Source organism: Bradyrhizobium sp. A11 (genome assembly GCF_042077125.1).
In the GTDB taxonomy this organism is placed as follows: Bacteria; Pseudomonadota; Alphaproteobacteria; order Rhizobiales; family Xanthobacteraceae; genus Bradyrhizobium; species Bradyrhizobium japonicum_B.
On record NZ_CP149509.1, the window covers coordinates 5515937 to 5528266 of the forward strand.

A 12330-nucleotide genomic window follows, 5' to 3' on the forward strand; every position below is an offset into this window, starting at 1 on the left:
TCGTCCTTCATTGCGGCCTCATCGTAACGTTCCACCCCTAAATGCACCGTTGCCGCGGCGCATTCGCAGCCCGCTTCGCTGCGATAGCGTCAACGCAAGGCTAAGACGCGGGAGGCCTCGGAGGCAGCGGGAACTGGCGCGGCCGCGAACGGCTGTCGAGACCCTTGGGCAATTTGTCATTGAGCTTCACGACAGCGGATCGCGTTTCCACAGCCGGCGCGTCTTCCTGGCAGAAGATCAGCGTCACCTCGAAAAGCACGTCGGGCGCCTGCTTGGCTTTTCCGGAGCAGGTCGCCAGCGCGCCGCTGCACACGCCCGCGAGCTCGACCTCGACCTCATCAGGACCGAACACGGTCGGCGGGCCCTCGGCATACCGCCGCGTGGTCAGGACCGCCGTGAAGTGCTGGTCGTCAGCGAACCGATAGGAGCCGCCATAAGTGAAGAAGCTGTCGCTACCGGAGATCCGTCCATCCGCCAGATGCACGATGCCCGTGCCCTGGCCGCGCGGGGTCCTGAACCAGGCCGCGTATTTGCCGTCTCGCATCATGGAAGCATCCACCGTAAATTTCACCGGTATCTGCAACCCAAGTCTGCGGCGCGACAATGACCGATGCGGCGAGCATTCCGCCACGGTTAATGCCCTGCAAAGCCGACCCGTCAAAATGACCCTGCCGCGCGAGGCGATCGCTGCGGCACGTCAGAACAATTCTATGCCGTCGTCCGCGGTCTCGGCCGCCTCGACCCGGCGCGAGGCGGCGGCCGACTCAAGCCCGATCGTTTGCAGGAAGTCGCGATGAACGTCGCGCTCGCGCTCCATCGTGTAGCGCGCGAAGAGATCGTCGAGTATCGCCTGATCCTGCACCTCCACCTGAAGCCGCTGCGCACCCGCGGCCGCGGTCTCCAGCCGCGTCGCGACCGCGGGCAAGGCCGCCGAGCTTTCGCCGAGCGTGGTCATCAGGCCCTGGGCCGAATTCATCAGCCTCTCGAATTCCGCGCCTTCGTTCACGAGCCGGCTCATCTGCTTGCCGAGCCGCTCATTGCCGGCCTCGACCTCGCGCAGCGCCAGCAGGATCTGCGGCTCGAGCTTGGCAAGCTGCGTGGGATCACCCTGCACGCGCAGCTCCTTCAGCTCCCTGGCCGAGCGTTCGATCCCGTCGAGCACGGGCCTCAGACGCGCGGCCCCCGCCGAGACCAGATCGGCGGTGGCCTTGAGCTCGTTGGCGATGACGACGAAGGCGCTGCCGCGGCTGCCGAGATGGCTCGCCTTGAGGCCGGCATTCATTCCGATCAGCGTGATGTCGACCGTCGCCTCGGCGAGGCCGGCGATCGCCTGGCGAAATTTTGCCAGCGTGTCCTCGAGGATCGCGAGCGCCTCGTCGACCGAGCGGCCCGCACTGTCGCAGGTGGCGATCAGGTTCGACGCGTGCGCCAGCGCCTGCTTGACGCGCGTCAGGAACGACGAGCCGTCTTCCTCGCCGCCGAACAGCGTACGGCCGTGGCCGGCGACGCTGCCCGCATCGCGCAGGATGGCGGTGAGCGCGCCGACGATCTGGCCGATGTCGCCGCCGAACTCGCGCTGGGCATCCCTGAGCTGGGCCGCCTGCAATCGGCAAATCGCGCGCATGACGTCGTCGCCCGGGACAGGCCCCGGGACGAGGCTCGGCGCGGCGGCCGGCGCGAGGCCGAGACCGTGGCACACGTGCTCGAGACGCTGACGCGTGCTGTCGCCGGCCTGCAGCGAGATGATCGCGCTGCCAACCGCGTCGGCGATCTTCCTGGTGCTGGAACTGGCGCGCTCGGCCAGATGGCCGCTCTTGCTGCGCTGCTCGCGCAGGCCGGAATAGGCGGCGCCGAGCTCGGCGCTCTCCGACATCAGCTGGGCCCGGTAGCGGCTCTCGAACTCCCTCTGCCGTCCGGAGGCGGTGGCGACCGCTTCCGACAGGCGCTGCTGGTCCCGCGCGCAGCCTTCGATCGAGCCCTGCACGGCCTTGCCGAGATCATAGGCTTCCTGGGTGAAGGCGAGAAAGCCCTCGCGGTCGCCGTCGAGCGAGGCAGCCTCGATCCGCGCGCTGCGCGCGATGATGGTGATCATCTGGATGTGCTTGAACAGCGGCTTGAGCAGCGAAGACGCCTCCGCCGCGCTCTTGCCGATCGTCTCCAGCAGCGCGCTTTCCGCCGGCAGCGCCCGCGCCAGCTCGCTCAGCCGCGCGGCGATCTCCTGCAGCGCCGTCGCGGCGCCCTCGATCTCGGCGCCGGAGAGCTCGCCCGAGAGCGCAGCCAAGCCCTGGTTCAGCTCCTGGAAGATGAGGTGGCCGCGCCCGAGGTCGCGACCGACGCGCGCGAAGACCTCCTCGATGCGCGAGGAGACGTCCTCGATCGCCGCGGTCGCCTCGGCAAGCGTATTGGCCGGAACCAGGGACATGGCCATCAACCCGTCACCGCCGCGTGCCCGGCCTGATACCAGTGCATGATCTCGCGCGGGATCTGATGCAGCGACACGACCTTCTCGACGCCACCATAGGCGATGGCCTCCTTGGGCATGCCGAACACCACGCAGCTCTCTTCGTCCTGCGCCCGCGTCGAGGCGCCGAGCTTGCGCATCTCCAGCATCCCGCGCGCGCCGTCATCGCCCATGCCGGTCATGATGACACCGAGCGCGTTGGCGCCGGCATGCTGGGCTGCCGAGCGGAACAACACGTCGACCGAGGGACGATGCCGCGACACCGGCGGACCGTCCTTGATCGCGATCTGGTAGCGCAGGCCGATGCGCTGGAGCAGCATGTGCCGGGCCCCCGGCGCGATATAGGCGCTGCCCGGCAGCACCGGCTCGCCATCCTCGGCCTCCTTGACCCTGATCTGGCAGACGCCGTCGAGCCGCCTGGCGAAGGCCGCGGTGAAGCCTGCCGGCATGTGCTGGACGATGACGAGCGGCGGGGAGTGCGCCGGCAGCATCTCCAGCACGTCGTTGAGCGCTTCAGTCCCGCCCGTCGAGGCGCCGATGCACACGATGCGCTCCGTCGTCGGCCGCACCCGGCCCTGCACCGGCGGCGGGATGATGGCGTCGGCGGTCAGCTTCTTCTCGATGGCCCGGCGTTCCGCGCGTGGGCGCACCCGCGCGCGCGCCGCCGACTTCACGGCCTCGCGGAGTCGCGTCGAGCATTCGAGCAGCGCCTGCCGCGTGTCGATCTTCGGCTTCGGCACGATGTCGACCGCGCCGGCCTCGAACGCCTCGAACATCACGTTCGAGCCCTCCTCGGTCAGCGAGGAGCAGATGATCACCGGGATCGGACGCTGCGCCATGATCTTGCGCAGGAACGTCATGCCGTCCATGCGCGGCATCTCGAGGTCGAGGATGATGACGTCGGGAATCTCGTTCTGGAGACGACGCGCCGCCACGAACGGATCCGAGGCCGTTGCCATCACCTCGATATCGGGGTCATCGTTGAGGATCGTCTGCAAGATTTGGCGCACCGACGCCGAATCGTCCACGATCAGCACGCGAACTTTCTCCTTCGGCATGGTGGTGCGGCTCTCCGATCAAACCTGGAAGATGGTGGGCTGGACCTGCTTCAGGCCCGGCACGGCGCTGTGAATCATCGATTCGGAATGGCCGACCAGGAGATAGCCTCCCGGCCGCAAATGGCTGCACAACCGCTCGATCACCTTGCGCTGCGTCTCGCGCTCGAAATAGATCAAGACGTTGCGGCAGAAGATGATATCGACGTCGCGATCGACCGGATAGGACGCGTCCATGAGATTCATTCTCATGAAATACGTCATCCGCCGCAATTCGGGCACGACCCGCACCTCGCCGCGCGACTTGTCCCGCGACGACAGGAAATATCGCTTCAGGAAGGGCTCCGGCACCGGGGCGAGCACGTCCCTGGTGTAGATGGCGGTCTTGGCGAGCCGCAACACGGCGGTCGAGATGTCGGTCCCGAGGACGCGGTACTGAAAGCGCGAGCCGTTCCGCGTCATGTCGTCCAGCACCATCGCGGTCGTATAGGCTTCCATGCCGGTGGAGCTTGCCGAGCTCCAGATCTTCAGCTTCGCGTTGTTGCGCCGATGGGATTTGAGCAGAGCGGGCACCGCGGCGTCGCGCAGGAAGGTGAAGTGCTGGGGCTCGCGGAAGAAGTCGGTCTTGTTGGTCGTCACCACATCGATGAGATGGGTGAGCTCGCTGTCGAAATGATCCGGCTCGAACAGGTTCTCGACATATTCGTTGAGGTCGGAGAAGTTCAGCGCGCGCACGCGCTTGTGCAGCCGCCCCTCCAGCATCAGCCGCTTGCCCTGCGGCAGCTTGATGCCGACCTGCCCCTCGATGAGTTCGGCGATGGTCCGGAAGTGCCGATCCGACAGATGGACGGCCGTATCCTGCACGGCGGGCATCATGGCCGCGTGCCCCGGCCCGGGATGGCCGCCTGTGCTGAATGTCGGGCCATACGGGCCATCTTCGATCCTAAGCGTTTACTTGAACGCGGACCGGTTCACCCCTCGCAAGGTGGGCCGGTCCGCAGGAGTCCTAGCGCTGGAATTCGGCGTCCCTGTCGTCCCCGCCGTCGTTCATGTCGAAGGCGAAGCCACCGCCGGCCACCTTCGCGGCGCGCGCCGGCTTGGCCGGCGCGGCCTTTCTCGTCGGGCGCTCGACGGCCGCCATGGTGGCCGCCTTGGCGCGCAACTGGCTCACCGCCCGGTCGATCGGCGCCGGCGCCTGGCTCTTGGCGGCCTGTTCGATGCGGAAATAGGCGATCGTGGACTGCAGCTGTTCGGCCTGCGAGGCGAGCTCCTCCGAGGTCGAGGACACCTGCTCGGACGCGCTGGCGTTCTGCTGGCCGACCTTGTCGAGTTGCTGGATCGCCTGATTGATCTGGGCCGAGCCGACGTCCTGCTCGCGGCAGGCCGCGGTGATCTCCTCGACGAGTTCTGCGGTCTTCTTGATGTCCGGAACCAGCTTGGCAAGCATGGCGCCGGCCTCCTGCGCCACCTTCACGGTCTCGGATGACAGCGATCCGATCTCCGCCGCGGCGGCCTGGCTGCGTTCGGCGAGCTTGCGCACTTCAGAGGCGACCACCGCAAAACCCTTGCCATGCTCGCCGGCGCGGGCGGCTTCGACCGCCGCGTTGAGCGCCAAGAGGTCGGTCTGGCGCGCGATCTCCTGCACGATCGTGATCTTCTCGGCGATGGTCTGCATCGCATTGACGGCGCGGCCGACCGCTGCGCCGGAAGCTTCCGCGTCCTTCGCCGACTGCGCGGCGATCTTCTCGGTCTGGTTGGCGTTGTCGGCGTTCTGCTTCACGTTCGAGGCCATCTCCTCCATCGAGGAGGAGGCTTCCTCGGCGGACGAGGCCTGCTCGGTCGCGCCCTGCGAGAGCTGCTCGGCGCTGGCGGAGAGCTCCTGGCTGCCGGCCGAGACGTTCTGCGCCGCGGTCAGAGCTTCCGACACGATCTGGCGGAGCTTCTCCACCATGCGCTCGAGCGCCAGGCCCAGCGTGTCCTTGTCCGACAGCGGCTTGGCCTCGACCGTGAGATTGCCCTGCGCGATCTCGTTGGCGAGGGCCGCGGTGGCATTCAGATTTGCGGTCATCGCGTTGAGAGACACCACGAGGTCGCCGACCTCGTCCCTGCTCGACACGTCGATCTTCTGGCTGAGGTCGCCGATCGCCACCGCGTTGGCGAGACCGACCGCACGGGCAAGCCCGCGGCTGATATTGAGCGCAATCCAGGTCGCCGATGCGACTGCAATCAACAGCGCGGCGGCAATCATGCTGATCAGCAGCATCTTCGCGAAGGCCGCGTCCCTGGCGCCCTCCTCCGCGACTTCGGCCATCTGCTTCTCATTCCGCTTGACGTATTGCTCGATGGCGTCGAGGGACTCGTTGAAAGCCTTGCGTCCTTCACCACCCGCGATCGCCGCTGCCTTCATGTTGCCGGCCTCCACGGCCAGACGCGCGACATTCTCCACGACCTTCGTCAGGCGGTCCAATTGAGCGTTCATGGCGCCGACCGTGCCCGGGTGATTGGCCTGAGCCACGGCCGCCTTGAGGCTGCCCAGCCGTTGCGTGGCCTCCTTCACGTCGGCATCGACTTCCTGCGCCGTCGTCGCCGTGTAGGTGAAAACGATCGATCGCGCGAGCCGCGCGATCTCGCCACGGGCCGTCAGCAGTGCAAGAGCCGTACGCTGGCTCTCAGAGCCATTGCCGCCCAGCTCCGCGAGAGCGGCATCCAACATCATGTCGATGTCCTTGACCGCCGCCTGCCCCTCGGACTTCCACAGCTGCGCGGCCCTGTTGTTGGAGTTGAGCAGCGCAAACTTGGCGGCCTGGTCCTCCAGCTCGTTCATGCGCTTGATCGGACCGGCGGCCTGATCGAGCATGCGCCGGCCGTTCTCGCTCGCTTTGCCGTAGAGTTCGCTGTTGAGCTTGAGCGTCCTCTCGCGGCGCGTCAGCATCGCGTTGTAATTGTCCTGGGTGTCCTTGTCGGTGACCGCCTGGATCATGCGGCTCTCGGCCCGCTGCTGCGCCTGGATCGCGCTCATGACGTCGGCAGCCAGCTTGGTGCGATAGGCTTGCCCGACGATGCGCTCCTGCTGCTCGGTCAGAGTGGAGAGGCTGTTGTAGGCGACGCCGCCGGTGATCATCGATAGGGCGATGACTGCGCCGAATGCAGAGGCGAGCTTGGCCTTGACGGTGAATCTCATTTCAATCTCGTGGGTTCGAATTCGGATCGGGATGGGTACGCGTGGGTACGCTTCACTCTTGCAAACTCAGGCGGCGCGGGGCGCATCCGCGCCGGCGGCGCGTCCTTCCGGAAGCTTGTCGTTCGCCATCAGCTTGGCGAGATCGAAGATCACGACGAACTTCTCGCCCTTGCGGCCGATGCCGGCGGCATAGTCGGACTGCCACTTGCCGCCGACCTCGGGCACGGGCTCGATCGCCTGCTCGTCGATGTCGGTGACCTCGAACACGCAGTCGGCGACGAAGCCGACGCCGACCAGGCGATCTTTCATCGGCACGTCCAGGATGATGATGCGGGTCGCTTCGGTGGCGGCCACCGCCGGCAGGCCGAGCTTGGTGCGCAGGTCGACGATCGGATAGCCGCTGCCGCGGACGTCGATCATGCCGAGCAGGAAGTCCGGCGCGTGCGGAAGCCGCGAGATCGGCCGCATGTCCAGGATTTCGCGGACGTTGCGGATGCTGATGCCGAACGTCTCGCCGGCGAGCCCGAGCGTCAGATATTGCGAGGTTGCGGCCATGATGCGGTCCGGGATTCCGATGGTTGGAAATGAGCGCGGTCCGGCACGAGGCCGGACCGATTGATCAGCGTTGGAACTCGGCGTCGCGATCGTCTTCGCCGTCTTCCATGTCGAAGGCGAAGCCGCCGCCACCGGCGACCTTCATGGCTCGCGCCGGCTTGCGGGCAGGCACGGGCTTCTTGGTGCCGCGGTCGGCCGCCGCCATATGCGCGGCCTTGGCCCGGAGCTGGCCGACGGCGCGGTCGATCGGCTCGGCAGCCGCCTTCTCCTTGCGCACGGCGTCCTCGATCCGGAAGAACGAGATGGTCGATTGCAGTTGCTCGGCTTGCGAGGCGAGTTCCTCGGACGTCGAGGACACCTGCTCGGAGGCGCTGGCGTTCTGCTGGCCGACCTTGTCGAGCTGCTGGATCGCCTGGTTGATCTGGGCCGAGCCGACGTCCTGCTCGCGGCAGGCTGCGGTGATCTCCTGCACCAGCTCCGCGGTCTTCTTGATGTCGGGCACGAGCTTGGACAGCATCTGGCCCGCCTCCTGCGCCACCTTGACGCTTTCCGTCGAGAGCGTGCCGATGTCCGCCGCGGCCGCCTGGCTGCGCTCGGCGAGCTTGCGCACCTCGGAGGCGACCACCGCGAAGCCCTTGCCGTGCTCGCCGGCGCGGGCGGCTTCCACCGCCGCGTTGAGCGCGAGCAGGTCGGTCTGACGCGCAATCTCCTGCACGATGGTGATCTTCTCGGCGATGGTCTGCATCGCCTCGACGGCACGGCCGACGGCAACGCCGCTGGCCTCGGCGTCCTTGGCCGACTGCGCCGCAATCTTCTCGGTCTGGTTGGCATTGTCGGCGTTCTGCTTCACGTTGGAGGCCATCTCCTCCATCGAGGAAGAGGCTTCCTCGGCGGACGAGGCCTGCTCGGTCGCGCCCTGCGAGAGCTGCTCGGCGCTGGCGGAGAGCTCCTGGCTGCCGGCGGAGACGTTGCTGGCCGCGGTGAGAGCCTCCTCGACGACCTGACGAAGCTTCGCGACCATCGTGTTCAGCGACTTCACGAGATCACCGATCTCGTCATTGCTGGCGACGTTGATCGTCTGGGTCAGGTCGCCGCCCGCCACGGCACCGGCGAGGCCGACCGCACGGCCGAGCCCGCGGGAGATGCTGAGGGAGATCCAGATCGCGGCGATCAGGCCGATCACGAGCGATGCACCCACCGCCGAGACCAGCATGACGTGGGCGCGATTGCCGTCCTCATGCGCCAAGGCGGCCCGGTCCGCCATGTTCTTCTTGACGTTGCTGATATAAACGTGGGCGGCGTCCATCGCTTCGCGGACCGCCTTACGAACCTCGACCGCGGACTGCTCGACGGCTTTCGGCCTGTTCGTTCGGGCGGTCCTGAGCGCGTCGTCCTGAACGGCATTCATCCGGGCGTAGGCGGCGGCGAAGTTCTCGATCAGCTTCTTGCCTTCCGGGGACGCTGCGGCGTGAATCTCTTCTTTCAGCTTGAGAAGCGCCTCGCGCTGCTTTGCGATTTCGGCGACGAAGCCATCCGCTTCGCTATCGGACGCCAGAAGCAGATTCTTCTCGGCCCGAACCTGGGTCAGGATCCCCCGCTCGATCTCTGCCGCACGCTCCATCCGGCCGGCGCGGGCCACCAGATTATCGGCAGTCTCGATCATCTCGGTCAGCTTCACATAGGCGAGGCCGCCCGCCGCCATCGAGAGCACCAGGAGCACACCAAACGCGCTGGCCAGCTTGGCCTTGACCGTAAATCTCATGTCCAGCCCCCACAGGTCTCGCCCCGAGACCTCAACTTCAATTCAGGATGCGTTCCATGTTCGGAACGATGACGAACTCTTCACGCCACTTGGCGATGAAGCGAATGAACTCCGGCTTCCAGTGCATGCCGACCCGCGGCGTCTGCTGCACGTCGGTCTGCGATATCTCGGTGACCTCGTAGACCTTGTCGGCGGTGACGCCGACCAGCACCGGCTCGCCGTCGAGCTCCAGCTCGATGACGACGATGCGCGTGTCGGCGGTGTCGTCGAGCTGCGGCATGCCGAAGCGGATGCGCAGGTCGGCGAGCGGAATGACGTTGCCGCGGACGTTGATCACGCTGGGCACGAAGGCCCGCGCCCCCGCGACCCTGGTCACGGGAACGGGATCGATGATCTCGCGCACGAGGCCGGCATCGAGAGCGAACTTCTCCTCGCCGAGGCCGATCATCACGACCTGCATCGCGCCCGTCTGACGCTCGCCAGTCAAACCGTCGTTCATCACGCCGCCTCGCTGATGTGCTGCTTTTCGACCTTCGACTGCGCCAGCGCGACCAGCTGCGCGACGTCGAGGATCAGCGCCGCCGTGCCGTCACCCAGGATCGTCGCGCCCGAGAACATCGTGACGTCCGAGTGCAGCTTGGAGAGCGACTTGATCACGGTCTGGTGGTTGCCGATGATCTGGTCGGCGACGAGACCGACATGGGTCTCGCCGGTCGAGATGATGATGGTCTTCTGATGCCGGTCGGGCGCGCCCGATGCGGTCATGATCTCGCGCAATCGGAGGAAGGGCACCAGATTGCCGCGCACATTGAGGAAATTGCGGCCGCGGGAGCGTTCGTCCTCGGCGGTCAGCTCGATGCATTCCTCGACCGCGGACAGCGGAATAATGTAGCGGCCCTCGCCGACGCGGATCAGCAGACCTTCGATGATCGCGAGCGTGAGCGGCAGACGCAGCGTCACGGTGGTCCCCTCGCCGGGCCTGGTCGACAGGTCGATCGAGCCGCGCATGTTCTCGATGGTGCGCTTGACCACGTCCATGCCGACGCCGCGGCCCGACAGCGCCGAGATGGTCTGCGCGGTCGAGAAGCCGGGATGGAACAGGAATTGATGGATTTCGTGATCGGTCAGCACGGCTCCGGGCGCGATCAGGCCCTGCTCTTCCGCTTTCGCACGGATGCGCGCGGTATTGAGGCCGCCGCCGTTGTCCTTCACGGTGACGAGCACCTGCGCGCCGGAGTGAACGGCGGCGAGCTCGATGCGGCCCTGCTCGGTCTTGCCATTCGCAGAGCGCGTCGCCGTATCCTCGATGCCGTGGTCGATGGCGTTGCGGATCAGATGCACCAGCGGATCGGCGAGACACTCGATCATTGTCTTGTCGAGCTCGGTGTCCTCGCCCGAAGTCACGAATTCGACCGGCTTCGATAGATCGCGCGAGAGATCGTGCACCAGGCGGCGGAAGCGGCCGAACAGCGAGCCGATCGGCACCATGCGCGCACCCATCGTGGTATCGCGCAAGGACGAGGCGAGACGTTCGATTTCCTCGGCGATCATCTTGATCGAGAGGTCGGAGCCGGAGGAAGCGAGCTGGGTCAGACGCGCCTGCGCGATGACGAGCTCGCCCACGCGGTCCATCAGCTCGTCGAGGCGCTCGGCCTGGACGCGAACGGTGGCGATGCCACGATCCTGCTTGGCCTCCTCGCGGCGCGCGGGCGCCGCCTCACGCTTGATCTCGGGCTTGTGTTCGGGCTTGGGTTCGGGCGCGGCTTCGACTTCCGCCTTCGCGACGGGTTGTTCGACGACCGGCGCAGGCTCGACCGCCGGCGCAGCCGTCTCGGCGACGACCTCCTCGTCGAGCAACTGGAACAGCGGCGCCGGCGCGGGCGCCTCGGCCTGCTCGAGCGGCGAGAGCGTCAGCTTCATCTCGTCCTGGACGAACATGAAGACGTCGTCGATCGCGTCCTTGTCGCAGGCCGCGTGCAGCTTGACATCCCACTTCAGATAGCAGTCTTCCGGATCCATCTCGTCGAGGAACGGGACGCCGTCGGTGACGGGCACGACGAAGCAGGGGCCGAGCTTGCAAAGATCTTCAAGCAGATCGAGCGGGTTCGAGCCGTTGCGCAGGATGTGGGATTCGAATTCGAGATACAGGTGCCAGCCGGCCTGCTTGCTCGCGCCGGGCGCCAGGGGCGGCGCCTCGGCGATGTCCACGACCGGCGCGGCAGGCTGGTCGGCCGTGACGAAGCGCTTGAGGTCGTCGAGGATGGCTTCGCCGATGACGTCGTCGGTCGACTGGGGATCTTCGATCAGCGCGCGGATATAGTCCTTGGCGGCGAGCGCGACCGAGATCAGCTCCTGGGTCGGCTTGATCTCGCCCTTGCGGACGCGGTCGAAAGCGGTCTCGAATTCGTGGGTGAAGGAGGCGACCTTGTCGAAGCCGAACATGGCGCCCGAGCCCTTGATCGTATGCAGGGCGCGGAAGGCGGAATCGACCAGCTCGCGGTCGTCGGGACGCAGACCGAGATCGAGCAGAGCTCCTTCGAGCACCTCGAAGAGCTCGCTGGCTTCCTGACGGAATATCTCGGTCGGGTCCATCGCGCTCATGCGCGCACCAATTTGCCGACCACGGCGAGCAGCTGCTCCGGCTTGAACGGCTTGGTGATCCAGCCGGTGGCGCCGGCGCTCTTGGCCTCCTGCTTCACCGTGTCGTTCGATTCGGTGGTCAGGAACACGATGGGCATGCCGACCGCGCTCGGTAGCTTGCGCAGGGCCCGGATCAACTCGAGCCCGTTCATGACGGGCATGTTGAGGTCAGTGATCACGAGGTCGAGCTTGCCGGCCTGGGCCTTGGCGAGCCCTTGCGCACCGTCGCCCGCCTCGATCACGCTGTGGCCGGCCGGCTCGAGCACGACCTTGATCATCTGGCGGATGCTGGGGGAATCGTCGACCGTGAGAATCGTGGCCATCAGGTGCCATCTTTCTTTTGCGGGAAATGCTGATCGATCATCGCATCGCTGGCGAAGCCGGCGCGACGAAGGGTGGTACGCAGAGACTGTGAGAAGGAGGTCAGGACCACCGGCCGGCCCTGGGCCTCACCGGTCTTGGCGGTCGACAGCAGCAGCTGGATCGAGGTCACGTCGGCCTTGTCGACGCTGGAGCAGTCGATCTCGAGCCGCTGCTCGCGCCGGAAGGCCTCGCGAATGAGATCATAAACGCTGCGAACAGCAGCGATGCTGCAATCGGCGGGTAACCGCAGCGACCATTTCGGCTCCGTCGGATCGAGCGCCATCAAAGCCCCGCCTTTGCTAGAATTCCGCTA

General features: G+C 66.4%; 11 protein-coding genes. All 11 read right to left on the reverse strand.

Translation table 11 applies throughout. The features are described from left to right. Positions 1-100 precede the first annotated feature (100 nt). Positions 101-547: a hypothetical protein gene (locus WI560_RS25925; RefSeq protein WP_375305465.1), complete on the reverse strand. Its 447-nt coding sequence runs from the start codon at positions 545-547 to the stop codon at positions 101-103. A 150-nt stretch (positions 548-697) separates the two neighbouring features. Continuing rightward, positions 698-2422 carry a chemotaxis protein gene (locus WI560_RS25930; protein ID WP_375308912.1) on the reverse strand — a complete coding sequence of 575 codons (1725 nt, stop codon included), beginning with the start codon at positions 2420-2422 and terminating at the stop codon, positions 698-700. 5 nt (positions 2423-2427) lie between these two features. Continuing rightward, positions 2428-3519 (reverse strand): chemotaxis response regulator protein-glutamate methylesterase, encoded by a 1092-nt coding sequence (locus tag WI560_RS25935; RefSeq protein ID WP_375305466.1) that lies wholly within the window; start codon positions 3517-3519, stop codon positions 2428-2430. Between the two features lie 18 nt (positions 3520-3537). Beyond that, a complete protein-coding gene (locus tag WI560_RS25940; RefSeq protein ID WP_375305467.1) occupies positions 3538-4392 on the reverse strand; it encodes a CheR family methyltransferase in 855 nt (284 codons plus the stop codon). 130 nt (positions 4393-4522) lie between these two features. Then, positions 4523-6697 carry a methyl-accepting chemotaxis protein gene (locus WI560_RS25945; RefSeq protein ID WP_375305468.1) on the reverse strand — a complete coding sequence of 725 codons (2175 nt, stop codon included), beginning with the start codon at positions 6695-6697 and terminating at the stop codon, positions 4523-4525. 66 nt (positions 6698-6763) lie between these two features. Then, positions 6764-7252 carry a chemotaxis protein CheW gene (locus WI560_RS25950; protein ID WP_375305469.1) on the reverse strand — a complete coding sequence of 163 codons (489 nt, stop codon included), beginning with the start codon at positions 7250-7252 and terminating at the stop codon, positions 6764-6766. A 64-nt stretch (positions 7253-7316) separates the two neighbouring features. Then, a complete protein-coding gene (locus tag WI560_RS25955; protein ID WP_375305470.1) occupies positions 7317-9014 on the reverse strand; it encodes a methyl-accepting chemotaxis protein in 1698 nt (565 codons plus the stop codon). Positions 9015-9051: 37 nt separating this feature from the next. Next, positions 9052-9513, reverse strand: a complete 462-nt coding sequence (locus WI560_RS25960) for a chemotaxis protein CheW (protein ID WP_028134693.1) — start codon at positions 9511-9513, stop codon at positions 9052-9054. Further along, on the reverse strand, positions 9513-11615 hold the full coding sequence (locus WI560_RS25965) for a chemotaxis protein CheA (protein ID WP_375305471.1): 2103 nt from the start codon (positions 11613-11615) through the stop codon (positions 9513-9515). The genes WI560_RS25960 and WI560_RS25965 overlap by 1 nt, the downstream gene beginning before the upstream one ends. After that, positions 11612-11977, reverse strand: a complete 366-nt coding sequence (locus WI560_RS25970; protein WP_018317043.1) for a response regulator — start codon at positions 11975-11977, stop codon at positions 11612-11614. Before WI560_RS25970 ends, WI560_RS25965 begins: the two co-directional genes overlap by 4 nt. After that, the gene (locus tag WI560_RS25975) at positions 11977-12300 is read right to left on the reverse strand and encodes a lipid asymmetry maintenance protein MlaB (RefSeq protein ID WP_028134691.1); all 324 of its coding nucleotides are present in this window, start codon (positions 12298-12300) and stop codon (positions 11977-11979) included. The genes WI560_RS25970 and WI560_RS25975 overlap by 1 nt, the downstream gene beginning before the upstream one ends. Between the last annotated feature and the right edge of the window lie 30 nt (positions 12301-12330).